The following is a 24,373-nucleotide window of genomic DNA, read 5'->3' as shown; positions in this document are numbered from 1 at the left end:
GAGTTACTCGTCGGTCTCCTGGTCAAGCGTGATGGTGGCGTTGACGGTGGCGCTGTCCGACTGAATCTCGTTACCGGCGTCACTGACGATGCGCCACTCGACGGTGTACTCGACTTCCTCGCCCGCTTCGAGCGTCGCGAACTCGGAGTACGTGCCGAGGTCGGATGCGTTCACCCAGCCGACGTTCGGAGCGTCGTCCGAGGTGAGTTTGACCTGGAGGTTCTCCGGGAGCTCGCTGTCGCCCGGCGTTTCGTCAGCGCCTTCTTCGGGTTCGACGATACCGTTCTCGGCGCTCGAAACGTCGAAGTCGATGCTGAGGGTGCCGTCGATGGTGCCGTTGTTGGAGACGTTGAGTGTCGTACTACCGGAGTCGCCGGGCGCGGCTTCGGTGACCTCGACGAGCGTTACGTCGCTGTCGCCGTCGTTGAGCTGGAGGTCGAGCGTGCCTGCGCTGACGGTGTTGTCGGTGCTCTGTTCGGTGTCGCTGAAGTACGCCATCGTTCCTGCGCCCGCGCCTGCGGCCGCAAGACTGATGACGAGTAGCGACGCCAGTACTCTACGCCGTGTGAGTTTGATCGTGCGTGACATTGGTGGTCACCCGATGGACGGGTCGGACGGCATTGGTGTGCTTTCGCGATCGGACTCGCGCGGTGTTTTCCGTCACGTCGTCCATCGACAGGTACCCCTTCCTGCTACACCCCCGTATGTATGCACTCCAAGAGGTTCCGTAACGTCGGCCATAACGATCTTAATCCATGGTTTCCGGAGCCGATTGAAGCCCGCCGCCCCCAGGCGGTTTTATCGTTTAACGGCTGATTTGTTCCCCCTGTTACATATTTTTCGCCCCGTAGTCGCACGATATCTACACCGGGCAGTCGAGCGGGGTAATTCGTGTCGGCAACCCGTAGAGTTATGAGATGGCAGTATCGAGTGTATTCCAGGGAACACTTGTATGACGGGCGTGCTACGAAACGAGGGCGACGACAGGGGAACCGAGCCGACCCGAGAGGACGTGTTCCACCTGTTGAGCAACCAGCGCAGACGGCACACGCTCCACTACCTCCGTCAGCGTGACGGCGAACGGGTCGACCTCCGCGAACTCTCGCGACAGCTCTCCGCGTGGGAGAACGGCGTGCCCACAGACGAAATCACGCACCGCGACCGGAAGACCGTGTACACGGCACTCCGGCAGACTCACCTGCCGAAGATGGACGACGCGGACGTGGTGGACTACGACCCAGACCGAGGACACGTGAAACCCGCTGAGGAGTTCGAGGACGTCGAAGTCTACCTCGATGTGGTTCCCGAAAAGGAGATTCCGCGAAGCGAGTACTACCTCGGGTTGAGCGCGTTCGCGGCCGCGTTGCTCGCCGTCGCGTGGGTGGACGTGTTCCCGTTCGACAGCCTCTCGGACGTGACGTGGGCGGCCATCATTGTCGCGCTGTTCGTGGTGTCCGCAGCGGTCGACACCTACTACGACTCACACCGCCAACTCGGGACCGATGGCGCGCCACCCGACCTCCCGACGCAGGAGTGACCGCCCAGAGTTTAGTAAGCCGGGCGTGAGAGTTCGGCCGATGAGGTGGCTGACCGTTGACGGAGATGTGGGGAGCGAACAGGAGTTCTACTGGCTGTGGATACTCGCAACGACGGGATACGGAGTCGGGGACATCGTCACCACCGTCGCGCTCGTCTTCTATGCGCCTGCGGTCCGCGAAGGCAATCCCCTCGTAGCGTTCGCGCTCGAACGCCTCGGCCTCCTCGGTCTGGTCAGCGTGAAACTCGCGGCGTTCGTCCTCTGTCTCGGGGTGAGCGTGTATGCGATGCACGCGTGGAAAGACCGATTCGTCTATCTCACTCCACCCGTCGCGCTCACTGTGGTTGGCCTGTTCCTCACTGCGCTCAACCTCAGCCTGCTCGCGAGATGAGTTAGTCGGCCTCGTTCCGTAGTCCTTTTACTCGCGCTCCCCGAAGACCGGATAACTCGCTGGCCACGGGCTCCAGCGGGCACCCGTTTCGACGGGACGAAATGTGACCGCGTACGCGACGTGCGTTCGACGGGGTTGAATCGCAAGCGCCCGACTGATAACCATGGCACGAAGTTTCTACTCCCACATCCGGGACGCGTGGAAGCAGCCCGGCGAGGGCAAACTCGCCGAGCTGCAGTGGCAGCGAAAGCAGGAGTGGCGCGACCAGGGCGCCATCGTCCGCGTTGACAACCCAACTCGTCTCGACAAGGCCCGTGACCTGGGCTACAAGGCGAAACAGGGCGTCGTCGTCGCCCGCGTTTCGGTGCGGAAGGGGACGGCGCGCAAGAAGCGGTTCAAGGCCGGGCGTCGGACGAAGCGCCAGGGCGTGAACCGCATCGGTCGCTCGAAGAACCTCCAGCGCATCGCTGAGGAGCGCGCGACCCGGAAGTACCGGAATCTCCGCGTCCTGAACTCGTACTGGGTCGGTGAAGACGGCTCGCAGAAGTGGTTCGAGGTCATCTTCCTCGACCCCGAGCATCCCGCCATCCAGAACGACGACGACTTGAACTGGATCTGTAACGATTCGCAGGAGAGTCGCGCGCACCGCGGCCTGACCGCCGCCGGCAAGCGCGGGCGCGGTCTGTCGAAGAAGGGGAAGGGCACGGAGCGCACGCGTCCGAGCGTGAACTCCGACTAACCGCCTACTTTTCGTCTAGGTATTCGCGTTCGATTTCGGTTTCGCCGCCCGCGAGCCGTGCGAGCGCGCCGGTGAGCGTGTCGAAGAAGACGACGAGCGGGTAGAGGACGAGTTCGATGACGCGCATCGGGCCGACGACGCGCAGCGACCAGGATTCGGCGTTCGCGAGCCCCCAGGTTTTCGGGAGGATTTCGCCGAACACCAGCACGAGCGAGGTGGCGGTGAGGGTTGCGGCGACGGCGGCGTAACTCGGGGGAAGGTAGGTGACGAGGACGACGGTGACGATGCTGGAGATGGCGATGTTGACGACGTTGTTCCCGACGAGGAGGGTGACGAGGAGTCGGTGGGAGTCTTCGCGGGTTTCGGCGAGCCGTTCGCCGGCGGGCGTGGTCGCGAGTTCGCGGACGCGTTCGATTGGCACCGAGAACAGCGCGATTTCCGCGCTGGAGAAGAAGGCGCTCACGACGAGCAGCAGGGCGACGCCGCCGACTATCGGGAGGAGTGTCCAGTCCATACGGACGAGTGGTGGTGGGGGACTGTAAGTTACCGCGTCCACTCGGCGTCGGCGAGCGTGCGCTGGACGGCGTCGTGGCCGACCGCGTCCGCGAGCGTGCGGAACGCTGCCTGTTCTTCGCGATTCTCAGTTTCGGCGACCAATCGGGAGACGATGAACTCGGGCGTGGATTTTCCGACGGTGTCGAAGCGGGGCTGGTAGTCGACGGCGAGTTCGAGGTCGGGGGTGAGGCCCTCGGCGAAGATACCGTCGATGCGGGCGTTGTCGGGGAGGGGCGCGAGGTCGTCGGCGAGGTGGGTGACGTAGACGCCGAGCGCGTTCTGCCGACCGGTGAGGGTGACGAGGCCGTGGAGGAGGTCGGCGGCGCTCCCGGGTTCGGTGATGGCTTCGAACTCGTCCACGAGCATGAGGGTGCGGCGGTCGCCGGAGAGCGGCGGGACGACGGAGCGCAGCGTGGATTCGAGGACGCCGGCGTTGAAACTGGCGTGCCGTCGGTGGAAGACGAGCGCGTCCACCAGTCCGACTTCAGCGGACTCGGCGGGGACGGGGAGTCCCATCTGTGCGAGCAGAGCGACCTCGCAGAGCGTTTCGAGGAGCGTCGTCTTTCCGCCGGAGTTCGCGCCGGTGAGCACGGTCACGCGGTCGCCGCTCGGCGCGTCCCCGGTGGAGTGGTCGCCGACGCCGTACGTGACCGGTTGAACGTCCGCGCCGTCCCGGCGGAGCGAGAGGTTGCGCGCGCCGACGACGGCGAGCGTGTCGGTGTCAACGATGTCGGGGCGCGTGAGGTCGAACGCGTCGGCGAACCGCGCGAGCGAGAGGTAGAACGCGATGTCGGAGACCGCGGACACGGCGGCGTCCACGTCCTCGCGCGCCGCATCGACGCGCTCGCGGAGGCCCTCGCGCACCGTGTCTTCACGGGCTTCAACCGCTGTGGCGAGGTCGGATTCGAGCGTGCGCGCGGTGGCGGCGAGGAAGTCCGCGGCGTCGGCCGCGCCCTCACCCATCGCCTCCCGGACGCGGGATGGGTCGATAGCGGTCTGCTCGCGGACGTACGCGACGAACGCCTCCCGGAACTCCTCGGTGCCCCGCACGCCCGAGCCCCGAATCTCCTCCAGCACGTCGAACGTGTCGCGTTCGAGGCGTTCGGCGTCCGCGTGGGCGTCCCGGAGTTCGTCGAGGCGGGCGTCCGCGCCAGCGGTGACGCGTTCGCCGTCGAGGTACTGGAGGGCGTCCGCGGCGTCCGCGAGCGCGTCGGGGTCGCAGTCCGCGAGCGGCGCGAACACGCCGTCGTGCAGACCAGTCTCTCGGAGGACGAGCGCGGCGTCCACGGCCGCGCGGTCGGTGCCGCCCGCGTCGTCGTAGCGCTCGAACGCGTCCAGCACGTCGGTTCGCGTGGCGTCGTCGAGCGCGCGCCACGAGTCGACGGCCGCGCTCACGCGGTCCAGTCGGTCCTCGACCGCGCTCCGGTCGAGGAGGGGCGTGAGAACGCGGACGCGGTCGGCGGCGTGGTCGGTGACGGCGTAGGATTCGGCGAGCGAGACGAGGTCCTTGTAGACGGCGCGGGCGTCCTCGGTCGCAAGCACGTCCATGCCGTCGCCGCCGTTCGCGCGCCGGAGGATGCGGGTCGCGCGGCCCCGGGAGAGACCGGCGTCCACGAGCGTCCGACTATCCGCGGATTCGATGGCGGCGACGGCGGCCTCGGTGCCGAGCGAGTCGTTGAGAAGTGCGGCGGTCTTCGGGCCGACGCCCCAGTAGTCCTCCAGTCGCATACCGGAGGAGAGAGGAGAAGTCCGGTTAGGTGTTTCTCACGCGATTCGTTCGCTCCCCCAGTAGTTCCAGACGCCGCCGACGCCGGTGGCGGCGAGGCCGGAGAGCCAGGCGGGGAGCGCGAGCGCCAGTCCGACGGTGAGAAAGCACGCGTAGATTGCGTATCCGACGGCGTAGACGCCGACGTAGTGGGGGGCGCGTTCGAGCGCGCCGCCGTTAAAGTCGAACGTCACGAGGCGGTTCAGACCGTACGTCCAGAGGACGCCTGCGAGGAACGCGGCGAGCGCGGGCAGGAGGATGCCGTCACCGTCGGCGAGCGCGAGGAGGACGAGGAGGTTGACGAGCGCGCCGGTCGCGCCCACCCCGCCGAACTCCGCGACGCGAACCGCCCGCTCGGGCGCGACGTACTCCGCGAGCGCGGTGTCGCGAACGGCGGACGCGAGTGCGGTCTCGATGCGCTCCATTCGTGTCCCCACGCTCGGGACTCGTTTCAGTTAAATGTTTTGTGGTGGTGTGAACCGTTCCCAGAGTCGCGTGCCGCCACCGCGTTCCTTTTCGGCTATCGGCGAGTACGTCGAGTATGAGCGATATCGTTCCCGAGGACACCCTCGCGGTGTACTCCGACTTCGTCTGTCCGTTCTGCTACCTCGGCCGCGCGAGCCTCCACCAGTACCTCGACGAGGCCGAGGACCCGCCCACGGTCGACTGGCGCTTTTTCGACCTCCGCGGGTACAAGCGCGGCCCCGACGGCGACATCGACGAGAGCGTCGAGGACGGGAAGGACGAGGACTACTTCGCGAACGTGAAGGACAACGTCGAACGACTCAAAGAGGAGTACGACGCCGGCGAGATGCTCTCTCTCGACGAAGCCCCGGACGTGGACTCCTGGGACGCCCAGCAGGCCGCGCTCCACGTGAAGCAGTCCTCCGACGACGAGACCTTCAAGGAGTTCTACAACGCGTTGTTCGACACGCACTGGGTGGACGGCCGTCCCATCGACGACCCGGACGTGCTCGCGGACGTGGCGGACTCCGTCGGTGTGGACGGCGACGAAATCCGGGACGCCGTCACGGACGAGACGCTGGAAGCCGAACTCGAAGCGCGATTCGAGGAGGCGACCGACGTCGGCATCACCGGCATCCCCACGTTCGTCTACGACGACCACGCCGCCCGCGGCTCCGTCCCGCCCGAGCAGCTCGACCGTCTCGTCAACGGCCGCTAGAACGCTACCGGCCGTTCAGGCCGCGTCTTCTGCGCGCTCCGCGGAACTGTTCTCGGTGACGAACTCCACGACCGCCTCCGTCCCCTGGAATCCCTCGGCCAATCGGCCGACGACCTCGCCGTCCTCGAAGAGGAGGAGCGTCGGGACGCTCCGAATATCGTACTCGTCCACGAGATCGAGGTCGGTCTGGGGGTTGCACATCGCGACGGTCGCGGTGGTGGCGCGCGCGACGTTCCCGACGATTGGCTCGATGGACTGACAGAGCGTACAGCCCTTCGTGTAGAAGTCCACGAGCACCACGTCCTCGGAGTCGAGGAGCGCGTCGAGGTCGTCACCCGTCTCCAGCTGTCGGGGTTTCTCGGTGAGACTCATACGGCTACTTGGGCGTGGACGAATTTAGGCGGCGCGCCCGTCGAACCGTCCGGCACTAGCGAATCCCCTCTTCGAGAGAGCGGTTCGCTGGAGAGCGATGGCTCACGCGTGAAATAACGGGAAAATCGGGGGTTGTGTCTGTCGCTGTGCGCGACAGGTAGTTCGTATTACTGCCGAACGACGTTCGCTGCGCGCGGGCCCTTGGGGGAGGACTCGATGTCGAATTCGACATCCGTCCCTTCCGTGAGGTCTTCGCCGCCGACGTCTTCCATGTGGAAGAACACGTCTTCGTCGTCGTCGAGGTCGCCGTCGTCAGTCGAGATGAAACCGTAGCCGCCTGTGTCGTTGAAGAATTCAACGGTACCGTTTGCCATTACAATCAAATACAGGACCGCCGCCCGGATAACCCTTCCGAGGGTCAAGGTACCACGCCCCCCTAACGGGACGTTTGTCCACACAGACACTTCGCGGCCCGTCCGCGAGACCAGTAAGCACTTAGTGGTGGTCACTGAACGCCCGGTGAACGGTATGGTTCGACACCCGCGGCCGGTCCACGACCCTCGTTCTCCTCCCGCCGCGCGGGCGGCCCGATAGCCGCAGCACTCGGGTTCGCCACGCTCCCCGCACCGCCGGTGCGGGGGTCGCAGTTCTCTCCGTCGACCACACGAAATGCAGACACACGCCGCGTCCCACCGGGACGCACCGGACAGCGTATCGCTCGATAGACACAGCGACGGCTCGCGCTCGCACCCACGGGGTGAGCGGTCGTGACCGAGTCCGTCTGGCGCAATCGGAGTTTCCGCCGGTTCTTCGCGGGGCAGTTCGTGACGAACGCCGGGGACAGCCTCTACACCGTCGCGGTGCTCTGGCTCGCGTTCGACCTCACCGGCTCGACGGGCGTCACGGGCGCGTTGAACGCGATTCTGCTGTTACCATGGCTCCTGCAGATACTCGCCGGGCCGCTCGTGGACCGCCTCCCCTTGAAGGGCGTGCTCGTCGGCGCGCAGCTCGCGCAGGGCATCGTGGTGCTCTGCCTGCCGCTCGCCGCCGCGACCGGCTATCTCGGCGTCGAGGTGCTGTTCGCGGTCGCGCCGCTGTTGATGCTGGCGTCGCTCGCGATGGCGCCGATGGAGACCGCGGTTCTCCCGCGCATCGTCGACGACGGCCGGCTCTCGAACGCGAACGCCGCGCTCGCCACCGTCACGCTCGGACTGGATATGGTGTTCGACGCGCTCGGCGGCGCGGTCGTCGCGACCGTCGGCACGACAACGCTGTTTCTCGCCGACGCGGGGACGTTCGCGCTCGCCGCCGTCCTGTTCGCCGGTGTCAGCCTCGACGCGCCCGAATCGCGCGACGAAGAACCGTCCGTCCGCGACGCGCTCGGGTCGTACCGCGCCGACCTCCGGGAGGGGATCGACGTGCTCCGCGGGACGGTGTTCGTCGAACTCGTCCTCACCACCGCCGTCGCGAACTTCACCACGGGCGTCGCGCTCGCGGTTCTCCCCGCGTTCGGCGCGTCGCTCGGCGGTCCACTGCTCTACGGACTCCTCCTGGGCGCGCTCGGCGTCGGCCGGCTTCTCGGGTCGCTCGTCGGACCGTACGTCGAGGGCGTGCCGTTCGGCCTCGTGCTGGTGACGCACGGCCTCGGCGCGGCCTGCTGGCTCGCCGCCGTGCTCTCGTCGTCGCCCGCGCTCACCGTCCTCCTCTTCGGAGCGGCGTGGGTGCCGGTCGGGGCGAGCGGCGTGGTGTCCTCGACACTGAACCAGCGCGTCTTCCCCACCGACGTACTCGGTCGCGTGTCCGCGACGAAGGGCACGGCGTCGGGCGCGACGCTCCCGCTCGGGTCGCTCCTCGGCGGTCTCGCCGGCGAGGCCGCGGGCGTCCGGACGACGATGGCGCTCGCCGCGTCCGGGTTCGCGTTCACCGCCGCCTACGTTCTCCTGCGCCCGCGCCTCCGCCGCCTTCCCCCAGTTCGGGACGCGGAACCGAGCGACTTCGGACTCTAGCGCAGGCCCGGCGTCGGCGGCCGCCGGCGCTTGTGCTCCGTGGAGTCGTGGAGGGAGACGAAGCGCTCCACGAGGTCGCGCTCGACGCCCGTGTCCGCGACGATTTCCGCGACGGTGAGTCCGTGGTCGAGATACCGTCGGAGCACGGCGTCGATGGTCTCGTAGGACGCGCCCAGTTCCCCTTCGTCAGTCTGGCCCTCCCAGAGTTCCGCGGTCGGCTGTTTCTCCACGAATTTCTCGGGCAGGTCGAGGAACTCGGCGAACTCGTACAGTTCGGTCTTGTAGAGGTCGCCGAAGGGAGTCACGTCGACCGCGCCGTCGCCGTACTTCGTGAAGTACCCGAGTTCGTACTCAGACCTGTTGTCCGCGCCGAGCACCAGATAGTTTCGGGCGTTCGCGGCCTCGTAGCAGTACGTCATCCGGACGCGGGCGCGGACGTTCCCGACCGTGGTCTCGTCGAAGTCGCCGGGGAGGCCGTCGCGGACGGACGCGACCGCGGGCTGGATGTCGTCCACCTCGTGGGGAATGGAGCGCGACTCGCAGAACTCGCGGGCGTCTTGCATGTTCGCTTCCGAACTCGGCGCGCCCGGCAGAATCAGGCCGAAGACGTTCTCGGGGCCGACGGCGTCCGCGGCCACCTGCGCGCCGAGTGCTGAGTCGAGGCCGCCGCTGACGCCGAGCACGTAGCCGTCCGCGTCCGCGTCGTCGAGGCGCTCGGCGAGGAACTCGTGGACGCGGGCTTCGACTCGCGCGTAGTCCATGCGCGGCGTCTCGGACGCCGGACAGTTAGGTGGTGCGGCGCCCGCCGGCCGCGCGTTCGTCTACGTATCGGGGCTTGCGACCGCACCCCGGCGAAACACATAGAACCGCCGCGAGTGTAGGAGGCGACCAGATGGAGCGACTTCCGTCAGTTGATGAGGTTCACACGAACCACGACGAAATAGTCGCCGAATTCGACCTGGATAACGCTGGAGTCGACGGGTTCTTTCCGGACGAGAAGATTCGGGAAGTCATCGCGGACGCGCGAGACGAGCCGACAATCAGTAAGCGGGCGGCAGCCCTCCTCTGCGGCCTTCCGTCACTACACGTCTACGAGGACGGGAACAAGCGGACAGCGTGGCTCACCGTCGTTGAGTTCCTCGACAGACACGGCCGGGAGCCTGCCGAAGTCGACCCGGAGACCGTGGAAGTCGTGATGAAATCGATCTCCCGGTACAACGTCTCGGAGATCGCGCAGTGGCTCTCTAACGGGACGATAGACACTGAACGACTCGTTTCCGCCGAACCAGAGAATTAATAACCGGTGCGGGAGAATACGTGAATAGACCCGAGGTGTCCCACTATGAACGAAAGCTACGATAGATCGGTTCGCACCGACGGTGCAGGCTACAAACAGCGAGTTCGCGGACTCATCGCGAAGCATCGGGACACGCTCGAACGGCTCGACGAGTAACCAACTCTTTTTTCCTGGCAGGCTGCGAGTAGAGTTTCAATGGAAGAGATGTCGCGGCGAGTCGTACTGCCGGACGGAGACTGGGTGGCGGAGGTGGACGAGGATCCGACGAGTACGGTTCTATCTCCCCCTGAATCAGCGGGGACAGAACCACCGCATCTGTCCCTGATGCGGAAGAAGGGCTTCGTAAGTTACGACGAGTTCGGCGACACGGGAGCGATGCGGTGGCATCCACGCGGGATGGTCGTTAAGGATCTGCTTGAGCGGTACGCGTCCTCGATAGCGAATGCCCTCGAGACCCATCGAGTAGAGACCCCGACGATGTACGACGCGGCTCGACCGGAGATCAGCGAACAGGTCAGTTCATTTGATGAACGTCAGTACACCACCAGCGGCCGGGATCCGTTGTATCTTAGATTCGCGTCCGATTTTGGTCACTTCTCCACACTCCGAACGCTCAATCTCACCGAACAGCAGCTCCCAGTTCGGCTGTACGAACTCGCACACGGCGTGTTCCGGCAAGAGCGGTCGGGCGAAACGACAGCCCTCACGCGCCAGCGAGAGTTCACTCTTCCAGACATCCATACGGCCGTCGCAAACGAGTCTATGGGTCGAACGGAGTTCGTTCGGCAGGCTGCGCTGGCTCTGGAAACGGAGGACGCGTTCGATCTCGAGTACGCGCTGAAGCTGTCGATGAATGCCCAGGATCTCGAAGAGCGACGGGAATGGGTGGCAGAGTTAGCGGGAACACTCGAGAAACCCATCGTGCTGGATATCCGACCGACAGCGGAACGCTACTGGACAGTTAAACTCGATTACCTATTCGTCGACGGGTACGGAAATACGACAGAGCTCGCGACGGTCGAACTGGACTCCGAAACGGTGTCCCGGTTCGACATCACGTACGAGAGGGACAGCCGATCGACACACCCTGTTCTCGTCCATTGTTCGCCGACCGGAAGTATCGAACGGGCGTTCGCAGCGATGCTTGACAGGGCTGCGGAACGCCGGAACCCGCAGTTCCCGGTCTGGCTCTCCCCGACACAGGTACGACTCATCCCCGTCGGGGCCGCACACGACGCGTACTGTGCGGACATCGCGAAGAGGCTGGAGTCGCGCTCGGTGAGAGTGGACATCGATGATCGTGACCGAACTGTCGGGAAACGGGTCGCGAAGGCTGAGCAGGACTGGGTTCCGTATTACATCGTCGTCGGAGACGACGAAGTGAAGGAGAGTTCGCTGCAGGTCACTCGCCGTCCGGAGGGTATCGAGCGGTCGATGGCATTGGGTGAGCTGGAGTCCGTGATAGATGACGCAACCAGCGGATTTCCGGACGCGACACTCTGTCACGCCCGTCGATTGAGCGAACGCACACGGTTCGATTCGTTGTGAACTCCCCCGTAACCGCGTGAGTGCGACGACTATTTCCGGACGAACCCCCTGAATCTGGGGTATGACTGAGGCGCTCGGCGCTCCGGAGAAGATGGCGGAGCGCCGCGAGGAACTGACGCCGATGCTCTCTCAGTACCTCGACCTCTGCGAGCGCTACGACGACGCGCTCGTGCTCTTTCAGGTCGGGGACTTCTACGAGACGTTCTGCGAGGCGGCGGAGGAAGCGGCGCGCGTCCTCGAAATCACGCTCACCGCCCGCGAGGACTCCACGGGCACCTACCCGATGGCGGGCATCCCCATCGACAACGCCGAACCCTACATCGAGACCCTCCTCGAATCGGGCTATCGCGTGGCGGTCGCGGACCAGGTGGAGGACGCGGACGCGACGAACAGTCTCGTGGACCGCGCGGTCACCCGCATCGTCACGCCCGGCACCGTCACCGAGGACGAACTGCTCTCCGGGGACGAGAACAACTTCGTCGCCGCGCTCACCGGCGGCGAGACGTACGGCCTCGCGTTCCTCGACGTGTCCACCGGCGACTTCGTCGCGACGAGCGCGGAGTCCCGCCAGCAGGTCCGGGACGAACTCGGGCGATTTGCGCCCGCGGAGGCCGTGGTGGAACCGGGCGTCGACACCGACCTGTTCGGCGCGGACTGCATGGTGACGCGGTTCCGGGAGGACGCGTTCGACGCCGCGAGCGCGCGCGAGAAACTGGACGCGTACTTCGGCGCGCCCGAACGAAGGCTCGCCGGCGACAGCGAGATTCGGGCGTGCGGCGCGCTCCTCTCGTACGCGGAGTACACGCGCGCCGGCCAAAAGGAGACGCTCGACTACCTGAACCACCTCACGCGCTACGACCCCCGCGACTACATGGTGCTGGACGCGGTCGCGCTGCGCAGCCTCGAACTGTTCGAACCGCGGAGCGTGCACGGCCGCGAGGGCACGACGCTGGTGGACGTGCTGGACGAGACCTCCTGTGCGCTCGGCCGGCGGAAGCTCACGGACTGGCTCCGCCGGCCGCTCGTCGACAGGGATAGAATCGACGCCCGCCTCGACGGCGTGGAGGAACTCCGCGGCGACCTCCGGACGCGCGAGGAACTCGCGACGGCCCTGCGGGACGTGTACGACATCGAACGCCTGATTTCGCGGGTGTCCCGGGGACGCGCGAACGCCCGCGACCTCCGGTCGCTGAAGACGACGCTCGACGTGCTTCCCGAGCTCCGGGAGTTGCTCGCGGACGCCGAGTCCGGAAAGCTCCACGACCTCCACGCGCGCATTCAGGACCTCTCGGACGTGCGCGAGGAAATCGGGAGCGCCGTCGTGGACGACCCGCCCCAGGAACTCACGGAGGGCGGCGTCATCCGGGACGGCTACGACGAGACGCTGGACGAGTTACGGGAGACCGAGCGGGAGGGAAAGCAGTGGATTCGCGACCTCGAAGCCGCGGAGAAAGAGCGGACGGGCGTCGAGTCGTTGAAGGTCGGGCACAACAGCGTGCACGGCTACTACATCGAGGTGACGAAGGCGAACACCGAGCACGTCCCGGAGAACTACGAGCGCCGGCAGACGCTGAAGAACTCCGAACGGTACGTGACGCCCGAACTCAAGCAGCGGGAGGACGAAATCGTGCGCGCCGAGGGGCGGGCGGACGACCGCGAGTACGAGCTGTTCGTCGAGGTCCGGGAGTCGGTCGCGGCGGAGGCCGAGCGCGTGCAGGACGTCGCGGCGGCGGTCGCGGAACTGGACGCTCTCTGCTCGCTCGCGACCGTCGCGGCGGAGTACGACTACGCGCGGCCGGAGATGCGGGAGGCGGGCGCGCCCGTCGACATCGAGGGCGGCCGACACCCGGTCGTGGAGCGCACCGAGGACGGGTTCGTGCCGAACGGCGTCCACCTCGGTGGCGACGACCGCATCGCCGTTATCACCGGCCCGAACATGAGCGGGAAGTCCACGTACATGCGGCAGGTCGCCCTCATCTGCGTGCTCGCGCAGGTCGGGAGTTTCGTGCCCGCGGAGTCCGCGGAACTCGGCGTGCTGAACCGCGTGTTCACGCGCGTCGGCGCGAGCGACGACATCGCGGGCGGCCGCTCGACGTTCATGGTGGAGATGACGGAACTCGCGGACATCCTCCGGGACGCCGACGACGGCTCGCTCGTCCTCCTCGACGAGGTGGGGCGGGGGACGAGCACGGCGGACGGCCTCGCTATCGCGCGCGCCATCACCGAGTACGTGCACGACGAGACCGACGCGAAGACGCTGTTCGCGACGCACCACCACGAACTCACCGACCTCGCGGACGAACTCGGGGAGGCGGTGAACCTCCACTTCCCCGCGACGCAGGAGGACGACGGCGTCGCGTTCCGACACGACGTGGCGTACGGCGCGGCGACCGCCTCCTACGGTATCGAGGTGGCGAAGGCCGCGGGCGTGCCGGACGACGTGGTGCGGCGGGCGCGCGAACTCGTCGAGCGCGAGCGAGAACGGGACGCGGTTCGCACGCCCGACGCCGACGAGCGGCGGAACGCGCAGGAGGCTGACGGCGGGAGCGCGCCGAGCGACATCGAGGACGCGTTGCGGGACGTGGACCTGGCGCAGACGACGCCGCTGGAGGCGATGACCGTCCTCCAAAAGCTGAAACGGCGTCTCTAGGGGCTGAGCGGGACGAAGTCGTGGCCGGCCTCGGAGAGCAGTTGGCGGGCGCGGTCGGTGACGGAGGGCGCGACGAGCACGCCGCGCACGGCCGCGTCGGCGTGGAGGTCGCGGCGGAGCGCGTCGACGTACCGGTCGAGCTGGCTGGCCGCGTCCGGGCCGACGCGGCGGCGCTTCAGTTCCACGACCACGCGAGTGCCGTCGGCGTCCTCGCCGTAGATGTCGACGGGGCCGGCGGCGGTGTCGCGTTCGGTCGCGAGCGGCCGGAAGCCGTCCGAAATCAGGCTGGGGTCGGCGAGCACGCGTTCGCGGAGGTCGTCTTCGGTGCCGGAGACTTCGGCGTCCGCGTCGTCAAGCGGGAGGAGGGAGACGTGGTCGAGACTGGTGAACCGACAGTCGAGGGCCTCGCCGTCGCGTTCGCCGTGGAGGAGGAGTTCGTCGTCCTCGACGGAAACGTCGAGGCTGGCGCCGGACGCGAGCCAGTTCACGGGCTGGTGGCCGGTGGCCGCGTGCGCGAGCAGTGTGCCGTCGGGCTTGCGGAGGACGTGCCGGCGGCCGGCCGGGAGCGTGCTGGTGGCGCGGCCGTCGTAGACGAGTTCGCACGCGCCGTACAGCGCGACGGCGCGGCCGTCCGCGTCCCGGAGGGCGTCGGCGGCCTCGGTGGGCGTCGGGTCGGCGAGGAACGCCGCGTCGGTCATAGCCGCCCGTTCGGGTGGCGCGTTCTTACGCTGTTCGACCCACCCCCACCTATATACATTATAATAATTAAGGGATTAGTATGTCACGTAGTGGCGCACCGCTGTACACGCACCGCGCGGAGACCGTCTCGACCGACCGCGGGGACGGGGACACCGTCGTGTTCGCGCACGGCACCCTGATGGACCGCACGATGTTCGCACCGCAGCTGGACGCGTTCAGCGACGACTACCGGACGGTATCGGTCGACTTGCGCGCACGGACCGACCGGTACGCGGACGACTACGACCTCGACGACCTCGTCGCCGACGTCGAGCGCGTCCTCGACGCGAAGGACATCGACTCCTGCGTCCTCGCCGGTATGTCCATGGGAGGATTCATGGGGTTGAAATTCGCGCTCGACCACCCCGACCGCCTCGACGGCCTCGTTCTCGTCGACTCGATGGCGAAACCGCACTCGCCGGCCGACCAGGAGCGCCACGCTGCGACCGTGGACGCCCTCGAAGGACTGCCGACCCTCCCCGAGGAGGCCGCACGACCGGTCACGCACGAACTGTTCGGCGAGACGACGCGGGAGGAGCGCACCGACCTCGTGGACGCCTGGGTGGACCGCTGGACGACCTATCCCGGGGACGCCGTGAAGGGCGAGGTGTACTCGTGGCTCGACCGGGACGACCTCCACGAACGCGTCGACGACATCGACGTACCTGTGCTCGCGGTGCATGGCGAGGAAGATGCGACACTCGATATCGACGAGGCGCGGGACTCCTACGCGGAAATTCCGGACTTGACGTTCGAATCCATCCCCGAGGCGGGCCACTCCTCGAACTGCGAGAACCCCGCTGCAGTGAACGACGCGCTCGCCGACTTCCTCGACCGCGTCTACTGAGGGTTCTTAATCCCGGGCGCGCTCTCCCCGGTATGGACCACGGGAAGGCGAGCCGCGAGTTCTTCGACGCGCACGTTGCGCCCAACCTCGGCGCGGACCGCGACGACGTGCTGCTCGGCCCGACGCACGGCGCCGACTTCGGCGTCGTCGACCTCGGGGACCGCGTGCTCGCGCTGGCGAGCGACCCCCTGTTCGTGCTCTCCGACCTCGGCGTCCGGGACGCGGCGTGGTTCGCGTTCCACATCGCCGTCTCCGACGCCGCGCTCTCCGGCCTCGCACCGACCCACCTCACCGTGGACTGGAACCTCCCGCTCGACGCCGACCCCGGCTTCGTCGGCGAGGTGTTCTCCGTGTTCGACGCGGAGGCCCGCGACCTCGGGACGAGCATCGTCACGGGCCACACCGGCGCGTACGAGGACGGGTCGTTTCCCACGGTCGGCGGCGCGACGGCGCTCGCGCTCGGCGACCGCGACGACCTCGTCCTCCCGACAGGCGCGACGGCGGGTGACCGCGTCGTCGTCACGAAGGGACCCGCCATCGAAACGGTGGGCGTCATCGCGACCGTATTCGGGGACCGCCTCGACCTCCCGGCCGAGACCGTCGCCGCGGCACGCGACCGCCTCCGGGACGCCTCGCCTGTCCGGGACGCGCTCGCGGCCGCAGCGACGGGCGAGGTGACGGCGATGCACGACGCGACCGAGCGCGGCCTCGCGAACGGCCTGCACGAACTCGCCGCCGCGAGCAGCGTCGGTATCGACATCGACCGGGACGCGGTGCCGACCTCTCCGGGCGTGCGCGAGGTCTGCGACGCGCTCGGTATCGACCCGTGGACGGCGTCGAGCTCGGGGACGGTGGTGCTCGCCGCGCGAGACAGCGCGCCCGTCGTGGACGCGCTCGACGCCGAGGGGATTCCGGCGGCCGACGTGGGGCGCGTGACCGAGTCCGGCGTCCGCGTTGACGACAGTCCGCTCCCCGAACCCGAATCCGACCCGTTCTGGCCGGCGTACGCCGACCTCCGGGATGCGTGACGACCGCCGCAGGCCGAACGCCTAACTTCGCGGCCGCCGTTCCCCCAGTATGCCCCACGTAGTCGTCATCGGTGCGTACGGGAGCGCCGGCGTCGCCGCCGCAGAGACGCTCGCGGACTCCGACTTCGAGGTGACGCTGGTCGACGACGGCGACCCCGGCGGCGGCCTCTGCATCCTCCGCGGCTGTATGCCATCGAAGGAACTTCTCTCCGTTGCCGAGCACGCGCATCAGGCCCGCCACGACCACCGCATCGAGGGCGCGGACGCGCTGTCCGTTGACCTCGGGGACACGGTCGAGACGAAGAACGACCGCGTGCTCGGGTTCGCGGAGCACCGCCGGAACGCCGTGCACGACCTCGCGGAGCGCGAGAACGTGACGTTCGTCCACGACACCGCGCGCATTGTGGGCGAGCACGAGGTCGAAATCGGCGGCGACACCGTCGACGCGGACTACGTCGTCGTCGCCACCGGTTCGACCCTGAACGCCCCCGCCATCCCGGGCATCGAGGACGTGGACTGGATGGGAAGCCGGGACGTGCTCGACGCGACCGCGTTCCCGGATTCCGGGGTGGTGATGGGGTTCGGGTACGTCGGCGTCGAGCTCGTCCCCTACCTCACGGAGGCCGCGGGGATGGACATCACAGTCATCGAGCACGACGCGCGGCCGCTCGACCGCGCGGACGACCGCATCGGGGACGAACTCCTCGAACTGTACAGGGAGGAGTTCGACGTGACCGTGGAGACGGGCGTGATGGAGACCGCGGTCGAGGAGCGCGACGGCGGCGTGCGGTTGTTCCTCGACGACGGTAGTCACGTGGACGCGGACCAGTTGTTCTGCTTCACGGGCCGCGAACCCGCGGTGGACGGCGTCGGGCTGGAGAACGCGGGTATCGACGCGACGGGCGACTGGGCGGCGGACACGATGCAGTCGCGGGACGCACCGTGGGTGTTCGCGGCGGGAGACGTGCTCGGCGAACGCATGATACTCCACATGGCGAAGGAGGAGGGGTATCTCGCGGGCGAGAACGTATTGCGGTATCACGCGGGCGAGTCCATGGCGTCGTACGACCCGATTCCGCACTACGTGATGTTCGCGGGTGCGGGCGTCTATCCGTACGCGTCCGTCGGCTACACGGTGGACGAGGCCGGAGAGCGCGGCTACGAGGACGTGGTGACGGCGACGCGGGAGGCGAGCAGCGACGGCATCTTCAGGTCGAAACAGGTGCCGTGGGGCTGGGCGAAGCTCGTCGTCGCCGCGGACGGAACCGTCCTCGGCTATCACGGGCTCCACCACCACGCGGACGTGATGGCGAAGACGATGCAGGTCGTCGTGGAGAACGGGATGGACGTGCGCGACCTCCCCGACCGCGCGTACCACCCGACGACGCCCGAGATTCTGGACGGCCTGTTCCGGGACGCGAAATCCACAGTGGGCTAGCAGGCGACGCTCCGCTGTCCGTGCGCGGCGCGTCGCCGTTCCGGAGTGGGTCGCGCACGGCCCGAGTCAGGGCACGCCGGCCGCTGGCCGCGGCCTCCTACTTAAACCCTGCAGCCGTCGGCGTACTCGACCTCGCGAACGCTCTCGATTTCGGGATGGTCGCCGCAGACGGGGCAGTCGGGGTTCTTCTCGAACTCGATTTCCTCGAAGGTGGTGTCGGCGGCGTCGTAGAAGAGGAGGCGGCCGTCGAGCAACTCTCCGTGGTCGAGCAGGCTCTTCACGGCCTCGGTCGCCTGAATACAGCCGACGGTTCCGGGGAGGACGCCGAGCACGCCGGCGGTCGCGCAGTCCGGCACCGTTCCCTCGGGCGGGGCTTCGGGGAACAGACACCGATAGCAGGGGGAGTCGTCGGTCGTGTCGAACGTGACGACCTGGCCCTCGAAGCGATAGATAGCGCCGTGGCTGAAGGGAACGCCTTCGAGTTTGCAGGCGTCGTTCACGAGGTATCTGGTGGCGAAGTTGTCCGAGCAGTCCACGACGAAGTCGCGGTCTGCGACGAGGTCGTGGGCGTTCTCGACGGTGAGGCGGGCGTGGTGGGTTTCAACCTCGATATCGGGGTTCAAGGATTCGACGTAGTCGCGGGCGCTCTCGACCTTCGGCGTGCCGATGTCGCTGTCGGCGTGGATTATCTGACGCTGGAGGTTCGAGCGCTCGACGGCGTCGTCGTCGACGATGGCGAGGTGGCCGACGCCGGCCGCGGCGAGGTACTGAATCACGGGCGCGCCCAGGCCGCCCGCGCCGACCACGAGGACGTTCGCGTCGAGGAGGCGTTGCTGTCCCTCGGGGCCCACGTCGTCCATGATGATGTGCCGGGAGTACCGGTCGAGCTGGGTGGGGTCGAGGTCGAGGCCGCTCATACCCGGGTTTGTCGGCGGGCGGCCTAACGACTATCGGTGGCAGAACCTCCCCCACGGCGGGAGCGTCCGGTAGCGGTCGCCGCGGTCGGGGAGTGGAATGACCACGGTGTCGTCGGGCGTGAAGCGGCCGCGGCGGTCGAGGTCGTGGACGGCGGCGACGGCCCCGCCCGCGGACGCGCCGACGAGGAAGTCGCCGTCGACGCGGAGGCGGTCGCGCACTATGGATTCGTCGTACTGGCCGGTGTCGCGGATGTCGATAGGGCGGTCGGCGTAGCGGCCGCGGAGGCGGTGGGCGTGCGCGTACGCCTCGCGCGTGGAGACGTCGAGCCGGTCGTCGAGCGCGGACTCGTCGTAGACGCCGGGTTTCTCAAACCGGCTCCCGCGAACGTATTTCAGGCCGTCGATGGCGTGGTAGGGTTTCCGGGGTTCGTACCCGACGATTTCGACCCCCTCGTCGCCGAGCGCGCGCCCGACACCGGTGATGGTGCCACCCGACCCGACGCCGGCGACGAAGTGCGTCACCTCGCCGTCGGTCTGCGCGTAGAGTTCGGGGCCGGTGCCGGTCTCGTGCGCGCGCGGGTTCGCGGGGTTCGCGTACTGGTCGGGCCGATAGTAGTCATCAGAATCGAGCAGGCGCTCGGCCTTCGCGAGCATTTCCTCGTAGGTGTCCGCGAGGTGGACGGCGCCACCGGCGTCCCGGATGGCGTCGAGTTTCGTCCGGCTCGTCCCCTCGTAACTCACGATTTCCACGTCGTACCCCCGCGAGACGCCGACGCGGGTGAGCGCGAGCCCGGTGTTTCCACTAGATGGTTCGAGAATCGTCCGGTCGCCGATTTCGCCCCGGGCTTCGGCGGCGTCGAGCATCGACACGGCGATGCGGGACTTCACGCTCCCGCCGCCGTAGGAGTGGTCGTGGAAGTTCAGCCACTCGACCTTCCCGTACACCGCCGGCGTGACGTCGAGGTCGAGAGCGACGAGCGGCGTGTCGCCGACCGCGGACTCCGCGCGCATACTCGTGACTGGGCACGCCGGCGGATTAAGCGTCGGGGCCGGACGCGAGCGCGTCCGCGAGCGCTTCGACGGGCGTGCGTGGGTCGTCGGGGGCGTCAGGGAGGTCGTGGAGTTGGGTGCGGCAGGACGCGCCGGGCGCGACGACTTCGTCCACGTCGGTCGCAGCGACTTGGTCTTCGAGGATTCCGCCGATGGCCATGCTCATCGAGTGGTGTTCGGCCTCGTAGCCGAAACTGCCGGCCATCCCGCAGCAGCCGGAGTCGAGGGCGTTCACGCGGTAGCCGGCGCGGCGGAGCACACCGACGGCGTGGTGGTCCTTCTTCGTGGATTTCTGGTGGCAGTGGCCGTGGTAGGCGAGGCTGCCGTCCCCCGAGAGGGAGAGGTCCTCGTCCAGTCGGTGGCGGTCGAGGTATTCGAGGACGCCGTACGCGTGCGTGCTGACGCGCTCCATCTCGGGGCCGTCGAGGAGGTCGCGGTAGTCGGACTGGAGCATCACGGCGTCCGAGGGTTCGACGAGCACGACGTCCTTTCCGTCGTCGACGGCGGGCGCGAGTTCCTCGACGGTGGCTTCGGCGCGCTCCCTGGAGCGGTCGAGGAAGCCCTTCGAGAAGGCGGGCCGCCCCACGTCGGTGCGGTCGGCGACGGAGACGTGGACGCTCGCGGCCTCCAGAACCCGGACGGCGGCCTTCGCGGGGGCGGGCGTACAGTAGTTCGAGTACGTGTCCGCCACCAGGACGACCGCGTAATCGGCGTCGGATTCGGGCACCCGACTGCCGCCCCGTGAGTCGAACCAGTCCTGGAAGGTCTCCCGCGTGAAGGAGGGGAGCGTGCGCGATTTGGAGATGCCGAGGACGCGCTCGCCGAGTTCGCGCGCGCCCGGGAGTTTCGTCGCGAGGTTCGAGACGGGTGCGGTCGCGCTCCCGAGTTTGCAGAGCGTGTCGATGTTCGCGAACAGTTTCGAGCGGAAACTCGCGCCCTCGCGCTGGTGGTGTTCGTGCGTGAGTTCGGCCTTCATCTTCGCCATGTCGACCTCGCTCGGGCAGTCGCGCGAGCAGCCCTTGCAGCCGATGCAGAGGTCGAGGACTTCGGTGACGAACTCGTCGCTGAACTGTTCGTCCTCGGGGAGGTCGCCGCTCATCGCCTGCCGGAGGAGGTTCGCGCGCCCCCGGGTGGCCTGGATTTCCTCGTCCGCGGCGCGGTACGTCGGGCACATCACGCCGCCCGTGGTGTCCTGGCTGCCGCGACAGCCGCCGCAGCCGTGGCAGAGTTCGGCCATCCCCTGGAAGCCGTTCTCGTTCTCCCAGGAGAGCGTCGGCTCGAAGCCCTCGTCGAACTCGTAGTCCGCGCCGTACCGGAGGTTCTCCGTCATCGACACGGCGGTCGCGCGCTCGGGGAGGCCGGCGGACTCGGCGCTCGCCGCGTCGTCGAACCCGCACACCTGGCCGGGGTTGAGCAGCCAGTCGGGGTCGAACGCGGACTTGAGGTCGCGGAACGCGCGCCAGAGGCGGTCGCCGTACAGCTTCCGGTTCCACTGGGTGCGCGCGCGGCCGTCGCCGTGCTCGCCGGAGACGCTGCCCCCGTACTCGACGACGAGGTCGGTGACGGCGTCCGAAATCGATTCCATCGTCTCCGCGCCGTCGATGGCTTTCGTGTTGACGAGCGGGCGGACGTGCAGGACGCCGGGGCCGGCGTGCGCGTAGAAGGACGCGAACGTGTCGTGCGCTTCGAGCACGTCCTGGAAGTCCTGGACGTACTCGGGGAGGCGCTCGGGCGGGACGGCGCAGTCCTCAATGAAGGAGATGTGTTTCTCGTCCGAGGTGCGCGAGAGCAGAATCGGCATCCCGGCCTTCCGCATCTTCCAGAACCGGCTTCGCTGTTCCTCGTCGTGGGCTTCCATCGCGTGCGTCGCGAAAACGGGCGCGTCGGCGACGGCGCGGTCCTCGCGGGGCGCGAACTCGGTCTCGGTGTCGGGCGCGCGGTCGGCGGCGAGGTCGGCGACGAGTTGGCGGCCGTGGTCGTCGCTGTCGGCGTAGAACTCGACGAGCAGCGCGGATCCCGTGCCCTCGGGGAGCATTCCGACCACGTCCGCGAACTCCTCGGTGTCGGCGGCGAGGTCGAGGAGCACGTCGTCGACGAGTTCGACGGCCGCGGGGTCGTGTTCGAGTATCGGCGCCACGTCCGAGACGGCGTCCACGAGGTCGTCGTACGCGAACAGCGCGACCGCTTTCGTCTCCGGGACGGGTTCGAGCGAGACGGTCGCCTCCGTGATGACGCCCAAGGTTCCCTCGCTGCCCGCCAGGAGCGCGGCGACGTTCACCACGCCGCCGTCCGCGTCGGCGTCCCGGAAGGCGTAGTCGAGGTTGTACCCGGAGACGTTCCGCTTCATGTCCGGGTACTGGGCGTCGATTTCAGCCAACTCTTCGTCGAGGATGCGCTCGATTTCGGCGTAGATGCGGGCTTCGCGGTCGCCGTCGGGGTCGGCGCGTTCGCGGAGTTCCGCGACGGAGAGCTGGCCGAACGTGGTTCGGGTGCCGTCGGCGAGCACGACCTCCAGGGACTCGACGTAGGCGTCCGTCTTCCCGTAGACGAGCGAGTGCGACCCCGAGGAGTTGTTCCCGATGGCGCCGCCGAGCGCGGACTTATCGCCCCACGCGGGGTCGGGCGCGAACTTCAGGCCGTGCTCGGCGAGGTCGGCGTTGAGGTCGCCGAGTTTGATTCCGGGCTGTGCGGTCACCACGCGGTCGTCGGGGGAGACCGAGCGAACGCCGTCCATGTGGCGGGAGAAGTCGAGGACGACGGCCTCGTTCACCGTCTGGCCGGCGAGGCTCGTGCCGCCGCCGCGGGGGAGGACGGGAACGTCGTGGTCGGCGCAGTAGGAGACGGTCGCCTCCACGTCCGCGGCGCTCTCGGGGAACACGACACCGATGGGCGTGACCTCGTAGGCGCTCGCGTCCGTCGCGTAGAGCTGACGGGTGTACGTGTCGAAGCGCACGTCGCCGTCGACGACGCGGGAGAGCGCGTCCACGAGGTCGGGGCGCTCCACGTCGTCGCTCGTGTAGTCGTACGCCGCCCGGGAGTCGGCGGCGGGGTCGATTGCCATGGAGGCGGTAGAACGTCAGGGGGTGTAAAGCCGGGCGGTCGCGGCGAACCGACCGACTGCGAGAAACAGGGGGGTTACTGGCGAACGACGTTCGTTTCGAGGTCCGTGATTGGTTCGACTTCGGCGCGCGCGGTGTCGCCGTCCTCGATGACGCCCGCGCCGGGCGTGCCCGTGCTGATGATGTCGCCGGGCTGGAACGTGGTGGACTGAGAGAGGTAGTTCAGGAGTTCCGGCGGCTTGAACAGCATTCCGTCGAGGGTGTTCTCGGAGACGATTTCGTCGTTCACGACGGTGCGAACCGTGACCTGGTCGAAGAACTCCTCGACGTTCTCGGGGACGGCGATGTAGGGGCCGGCGACGAGGAACGTGTCGAAGCTCTTGGCGCGCGTGAGGAAGCGCGGGTTGCGTTCGAGGATGTCCTCGGAGGTCATGTCGATGATGGGGACGAACCCGGCGACGACGTCCGAGAAGTCGTCTTCGGGGACGTTCGAGCACGTGCGGCCGAGCACGACGCCGAGTTCGGCCTCCGCGGTGACGCGGTCCGTCACGTCCGCGGGCGGGAGGCGGATGGGCGTGTCGGGGCCGGCGGCGACCGACGGCGGCTTGACGAAGCTCGCGGGTTCCTCGGGGCGCACCTCGTCGAGGTCTTCGGCGTGGTCCGCGTAGTTCAGGCCGATACCCCAGAGTTTGCCGGGCTGGTCGAGCGGGAAGCCGAACGCGAGGTCCTCGGCGGCGACGCGCTCGGCGGTGGCGTCCGCGGGACTCGGGAGGCCGTCGGGCGCCTGTGCGAGCGCGTCCGCGACGGTTTCGAGCGCGGGGTCGGCCGCGTTCAGCGGGACGAATCCGTCGTCGTCGCCGAGCAGGGGCGTGCCGTCCGCGGCGCGTGCGACGTACTTCATTGGCGGTCCGTCCAGAAGTCGAAGCTGCGGCCCGGTGCGAACACGTCGAGGCCGACGGCGCGCTCGTCGCCCGTGTTCTCCACGCGGTGTTCCTCCCAGGAGTCAAGGTGGACGGAGTCGTACTTCTGGAGGGTGACGGAGTCGTCCTCGGTGTAGATGGTGAGTTCGCCCTCGAGACAGACGCACACCTGTTCGTTCTCGTGGTCGTGCATCGGCGAACTGTGTCCGGCGGGCTTCTCGAACCACTCGAACGTGAACTTCTCGCTGCCGGCGAGCGCCTTCCGGCCCCATCCTTCGTCGGGTTCGTACGTCTCTGCGTCGTCGAAGTCGACTGGCTCCATGCGAAACCGAA

The 24,373-nt window shown here is 67.8% G+C and carries 25 protein-coding genes; 11 read left to right on the top strand and 14 right to left on the bottom strand.

Annotated features, from left to right (window positions below; genetic code table 11):
* Positions 1–3 precede the first annotated feature (3 nt).
* Positions 4–588 (bottom strand): TasA family protein, encoded by a 585-nt coding sequence (locus tag U3A55_RS13490; protein WP_330992020.1) that lies wholly within the window; start codon positions 586–588, stop codon positions 4–6.
* A gap of 364 nt (positions 589–952) precedes the next feature.
* Between U3A55_RS13490 and U3A55_RS13485 the strand changes: the two genes are divergently transcribed.
* The 3 genes from U3A55_RS13485 (at position 953) to U3A55_RS13475 (ending at position 2,667) form a co-directional block, all read left to right on the top strand.
* On the top strand, positions 953–1,537 hold the full coding sequence (locus U3A55_RS13485; protein WP_330992019.1) for a DUF7344 domain-containing protein: 585 nt from the start codon (positions 953–955) through the stop codon (positions 1,535–1,537).
* Positions 1,538–1,577: 40 nt separating this feature from the next.
* Positions 1,578–1,928 (top strand): hypothetical protein, encoded by a 351-nt coding sequence (locus U3A55_RS13480; protein WP_330992018.1) that lies wholly within the window; start codon positions 1,578–1,580, stop codon positions 1,926–1,928.
* Between the two features lie 163 nt (positions 1,929–2,091).
* The gene (locus U3A55_RS13475; RefSeq protein ID WP_330992017.1) at positions 2,092–2,667 is read left to right on the top strand and encodes a 50S ribosomal protein L15e; all 576 of its coding nucleotides are present in this window, start codon (positions 2,092–2,094) and stop codon (positions 2,665–2,667) included.
* Positions 2,668–2,671: 4 nt separating this feature from the next.
* Here U3A55_RS13475 and U3A55_RS13470 read toward each other — a convergent pair whose 3' ends face one another.
* The 3 genes from U3A55_RS13470 to U3A55_RS13460 are packed head-to-tail and all read right to left on the bottom strand — an operon-like array spanning position 2,672 to position 5,412.
* Positions 2,672–3,181, bottom strand: coding sequence for a DUF21 domain-containing protein (locus U3A55_RS13470; RefSeq protein ID WP_330992016.1), 510 nt, complete (start codon positions 3,179–3,181; stop codon positions 2,672–2,674).
* Between the two features lie 29 nt (positions 3,182–3,210).
* On the bottom strand, positions 3,211–4,950 hold the full coding sequence (locus U3A55_RS13465) for a MutS-related protein (protein WP_330992015.1): 1,740 nt from the start codon (positions 4,948–4,950) through the stop codon (positions 3,211–3,213).
* Between the two features lie 36 nt (positions 4,951–4,986).
* On the bottom strand, positions 4,987–5,412 hold the full coding sequence (locus U3A55_RS13460; RefSeq protein WP_330992014.1) for a GtrA family protein: 426 nt from the start codon (positions 5,410–5,412) through the stop codon (positions 4,987–4,989).
* Between the two features lie 116 nt (positions 5,413–5,528).
* Here U3A55_RS13460 and U3A55_RS13455 point away from each other — a divergent pair, with 116 nt between their 5' ends.
* The gene (locus tag U3A55_RS13455; RefSeq protein WP_330992013.1) at positions 5,529–6,170 is read left to right on the top strand and encodes a DsbA family oxidoreductase; all 642 of its coding nucleotides are present in this window, start codon (positions 5,529–5,531) and stop codon (positions 6,168–6,170) included.
* Positions 6,171–6,185: 15 nt separating this feature from the next.
* On the opposite strand, the gene U3A55_RS13450 is transcribed toward U3A55_RS13455, so the two are convergent.
* The 3 genes from U3A55_RS13450 to U3A55_RS13440 all read right to left on the bottom strand — a co-directional run bounded on the left by U3A55_RS13450 (position 6,186) and on the right by U3A55_RS13440 (position 7,221).
* Entirely contained in the window at positions 6,186–6,542 is a 357-nt protein-coding gene (locus tag U3A55_RS13450; protein WP_330992012.1) for a thioredoxin family protein, read from the bottom strand.
* A 167-nt stretch (positions 6,543–6,709) separates the two neighbouring features.
* Positions 6,710–6,916 (bottom strand): cold-shock protein, encoded by a 207-nt coding sequence (locus tag U3A55_RS13445; RefSeq protein WP_145844028.1) that lies wholly within the window; start codon positions 6,914–6,916, stop codon positions 6,710–6,712.
* A gap of 131 nt (positions 6,917–7,047) precedes the next feature.
* Positions 7,048–7,221, bottom strand: a complete 174-nt coding sequence (locus tag U3A55_RS13440) for a hypothetical protein (RefSeq protein ID WP_330992011.1) — start codon at positions 7,219–7,221, stop codon at positions 7,048–7,050.
* 88 nt (positions 7,222–7,309) lie between these two features.
* Here U3A55_RS13440 and U3A55_RS13435 point away from each other — a divergent pair, with 88 nt between their 5' ends.
* Positions 7,310–8,548, top strand: coding sequence for an MFS transporter (locus tag U3A55_RS13435; RefSeq protein ID WP_330992010.1), 1,239 nt, complete (start codon positions 7,310–7,312; stop codon positions 8,546–8,548).
* Here U3A55_RS13435 and U3A55_RS13430 read toward each other — a convergent pair.
* On the bottom strand, positions 8,545–9,309 hold the full coding sequence (locus U3A55_RS13430; protein ID WP_330992009.1) for an NAD+ synthase: 765 nt from the start codon (positions 9,307–9,309) through the stop codon (positions 8,545–8,547). The genes U3A55_RS13435 and U3A55_RS13430 overlap by 4 nt on opposite strands.
* Positions 9,310–9,440: 131 nt before the next feature.
* Between U3A55_RS13430 and U3A55_RS13425 the strand changes: the two genes are divergently transcribed.
* From U3A55_RS13425 to mutS, 3 genes are all read left to right on the top strand, one after another.
* A complete protein-coding gene (locus U3A55_RS13425; RefSeq protein WP_330992008.1) occupies positions 9,441–9,845 on the top strand; it encodes a Fic family protein in 405 nt (134 codons plus the stop codon).
* 195 nt (positions 9,846–10,040) lie between these two features.
* A complete protein-coding gene (locus tag U3A55_RS13420) occupies positions 10,041–11,393 on the top strand; it encodes a His/Gly/Thr/Pro-type tRNA ligase C-terminal domain-containing protein (RefSeq protein WP_330992007.1) in 1,353 nt (450 codons plus the stop codon).
* Between the two features lie 61 nt (positions 11,394–11,454).
* On the top strand, positions 11,455–14,043 hold the full coding sequence (mutS, locus tag U3A55_RS13415; protein WP_330992006.1) for a DNA mismatch repair protein MutS: 2,589 nt from the start codon (positions 11,455–11,457) through the stop codon (positions 14,041–14,043).
* Here the strand turns inward: mutS and nucS are convergent.
* Positions 14,040–14,741, bottom strand: coding sequence for an endonuclease NucS (gene nucS / locus U3A55_RS13410; RefSeq protein WP_330992005.1), 702 nt, complete (start codon positions 14,739–14,741; stop codon positions 14,040–14,042). The two genes, mutS and nucS, sit on opposite strands and share 4 nt — an antisense overlap.
* An 80-nt stretch (positions 14,742–14,821) precedes the next feature.
* Here nucS and U3A55_RS13405 point away from each other — a divergent pair, with 80 nt between their 5' ends.
* Genes U3A55_RS13405 through U3A55_RS13395 form a run of 3 tightly spaced genes read left to right on the top strand, consistent with a single transcriptional unit; the run spans position 14,822 to position 18,094 of the window.
* Positions 14,822–15,628: an alpha/beta fold hydrolase gene (locus U3A55_RS13405; RefSeq protein ID WP_330992004.1), complete on the top strand. Its 807-nt coding sequence runs from the start codon at positions 14,822–14,824 to the stop codon at positions 15,626–15,628.
* 32 nt (positions 15,629–15,660) lie between these two features.
* Positions 15,661–16,656 (top strand): AIR synthase family protein, encoded by a 996-nt coding sequence (locus U3A55_RS13400; protein WP_330992003.1) that lies wholly within the window; start codon positions 15,661–15,663, stop codon positions 16,654–16,656.
* Positions 16,657–16,705: 49 nt separating this feature from the next.
* A complete protein-coding gene (locus U3A55_RS13395; protein ID WP_330992002.1) occupies positions 16,706–18,094 on the top strand; it encodes a dihydrolipoyl dehydrogenase family protein in 1,389 nt (462 codons plus the stop codon).
* A gap of 101 nt (positions 18,095–18,195) precedes the next feature.
* Here the strand turns inward: U3A55_RS13395 and ubaA are convergent, their stop codons facing one another.
* From ubaA to U3A55_RS13370, 5 genes are all read right to left on the bottom strand, one after another.
* Complete coding sequence (ubaA, locus tag U3A55_RS13390; RefSeq protein ID WP_330992001.1) at positions 18,196–19,011, bottom strand: SAMP-activating enzyme E1; 816 nt, start codon at positions 19,009–19,011, stop codon at positions 18,196–18,198.
* 30 nt (positions 19,012–19,041) lie between these two features.
* Positions 19,042–20,022, bottom strand: coding sequence for a PLP-dependent cysteine synthase family protein (locus tag U3A55_RS13385; RefSeq protein ID WP_330992000.1), 981 nt, complete (start codon positions 20,020–20,022; stop codon positions 19,042–19,044).
* A 25-nt stretch (positions 20,023–20,047) separates the two neighbouring features.
* Complete coding sequence (locus U3A55_RS13380) at positions 20,048–23,122, bottom strand: FAD-binding and (Fe-S)-binding domain-containing protein (RefSeq protein ID WP_330991999.1); 3,075 nt, start codon at positions 23,120–23,122, stop codon at positions 20,048–20,050.
* Positions 23,123–23,196: 74 nt separating this feature from the next.
* Positions 23,197–24,021, bottom strand: coding sequence for a fumarylacetoacetate hydrolase family protein (locus U3A55_RS13375; protein ID WP_330991998.1), 825 nt, complete (start codon positions 24,019–24,021; stop codon positions 23,197–23,199).
* Positions 24,018–24,362, bottom strand: coding sequence for a cupin domain-containing protein (locus U3A55_RS13370; RefSeq protein WP_330991997.1), 345 nt, complete (start codon positions 24,360–24,362; stop codon positions 24,018–24,020). The genes U3A55_RS13375 and U3A55_RS13370 overlap by 4 nt, the downstream gene beginning before the upstream one ends.
* Positions 24,363–24,373 lie beyond the last annotated feature (11 nt).

It is taken from the genome of Salarchaeum sp. III (genome assembly GCF_036418315.1).
Taxonomy (GTDB): domain Archaea; phylum Halobacteriota; class Halobacteria; order Halobacteriales; family Halobacteriaceae; genus Salarchaeum.
Note: the sequence above shows the minus strand (reverse complement) of the source record. Positions and strands in the feature narration are given on the sequence as shown.

Coding starts and splice junctions, on each gene's coding strand:
- U3A55_RS13490 (WP_330992020.1), bottom strand. CDS start 588: ATGTCACGCACGATCAAACTCACACGGCGTAGAGTACTGGCGTCGCTA.
- U3A55_RS13485 (WP_330992019.1), top strand. CDS start 953: ATGACGGGCGTGCTACGAAACGAGGGCGACGACAGGGGAACCGAGCCG.
- U3A55_RS13480 (WP_330992018.1), top strand. CDS start 1,578: ATGAGGTGGCTGACCGTTGACGGAGATGTGGGGAGCGAACAGGAGTTC.
- U3A55_RS13475 (WP_330992017.1), top strand. CDS start 2,092: ATGGCACGAAGTTTCTACTCCCACATCCGGGACGCGTGGAAGCAGCCC.
- U3A55_RS13470 (WP_330992016.1), bottom strand. CDS start 3,181: ATGGACTGGACACTCCTCCCGATAGTCGGCGGCGTCGCCCTGCTGCTC.
- U3A55_RS13465 (WP_330992015.1), bottom strand. CDS start 4,950: ATGCGACTGGAGGACTACTGGGGCGTCGGCCCGAAGACCGCCGCACTT.
- U3A55_RS13460 (WP_330992014.1), bottom strand. CDS start 5,412: ATGGAGCGCATCGAGACCGCACTCGCGTCCGCCGTTCGCGACACCGCG.
- U3A55_RS13455 (WP_330992013.1), top strand. CDS start 5,529: ATGAGCGATATCGTTCCCGAGGACACCCTCGCGGTGTACTCCGACTTC.
- U3A55_RS13450 (WP_330992012.1), bottom strand. CDS start 6,542: ATGAGTCTCACCGAGAAACCCCGACAGCTGGAGACGGGTGACGACCTC.
- U3A55_RS13445 (WP_145844028.1), bottom strand. CDS start 6,916: ATGGCAAACGGTACCGTTGAATTCTTCAACGACACAGGCGGCTACGGT.
- U3A55_RS13430 (WP_330992009.1), bottom strand. CDS start 9,309: ATGGACTACGCGCGAGTCGAAGCCCGCGTCCACGAGTTCCTCGCCGAG.
- U3A55_RS13425 (WP_330992008.1), top strand. CDS start 9,441: ATGGAGCGACTTCCGTCAGTTGATGAGGTTCACACGAACCACGACGAA.
- U3A55_RS13420 (WP_330992007.1), top strand. CDS start 10,041: ATGGAAGAGATGTCGCGGCGAGTCGTACTGCCGGACGGAGACTGGGTG.
- mutS (WP_330992006.1), top strand. CDS start 11,455: ATGACTGAGGCGCTCGGCGCTCCGGAGAAGATGGCGGAGCGCCGCGAG.
- nucS (WP_330992005.1), bottom strand. CDS start 14,741: ATGACCGACGCGGCGTTCCTCGCCGACCCGACGCCCACCGAGGCCGCC.
- U3A55_RS13405 (WP_330992004.1), top strand. CDS start 14,822: ATGTCACGTAGTGGCGCACCGCTGTACACGCACCGCGCGGAGACCGTC.
- U3A55_RS13400 (WP_330992003.1), top strand. CDS start 15,661: ATGGACCACGGGAAGGCGAGCCGCGAGTTCTTCGACGCGCACGTTGCG.
- U3A55_RS13395 (WP_330992002.1), top strand. CDS start 16,706: ATGCCCCACGTAGTCGTCATCGGTGCGTACGGGAGCGCCGGCGTCGCC.
- ubaA (WP_330992001.1), bottom strand. CDS start 19,011: ATGAGCGGCCTCGACCTCGACCCCACCCAGCTCGACCGGTACTCCCGG.
- U3A55_RS13385 (WP_330992000.1), bottom strand. CDS start 20,022: ATGCGCGCGGAGTCCGCGGTCGGCGACACGCCGCTCGTCGCTCTCGAC.
- U3A55_RS13380 (WP_330991999.1), bottom strand. CDS start 23,122: ATGGCAATCGACCCCGCCGCCGACTCCCGGGCGGCGTACGACTACACG.
- U3A55_RS13375 (WP_330991998.1), bottom strand. CDS start 24,021: ATGAAGTACGTCGCACGCGCCGCGGACGGCACGCCCCTGCTCGGCGAC.
- U3A55_RS13370 (WP_330991997.1), bottom strand. CDS start 24,362: ATGGAGCCAGTCGACTTCGACGACGCAGAGACGTACGAACCCGACGAA.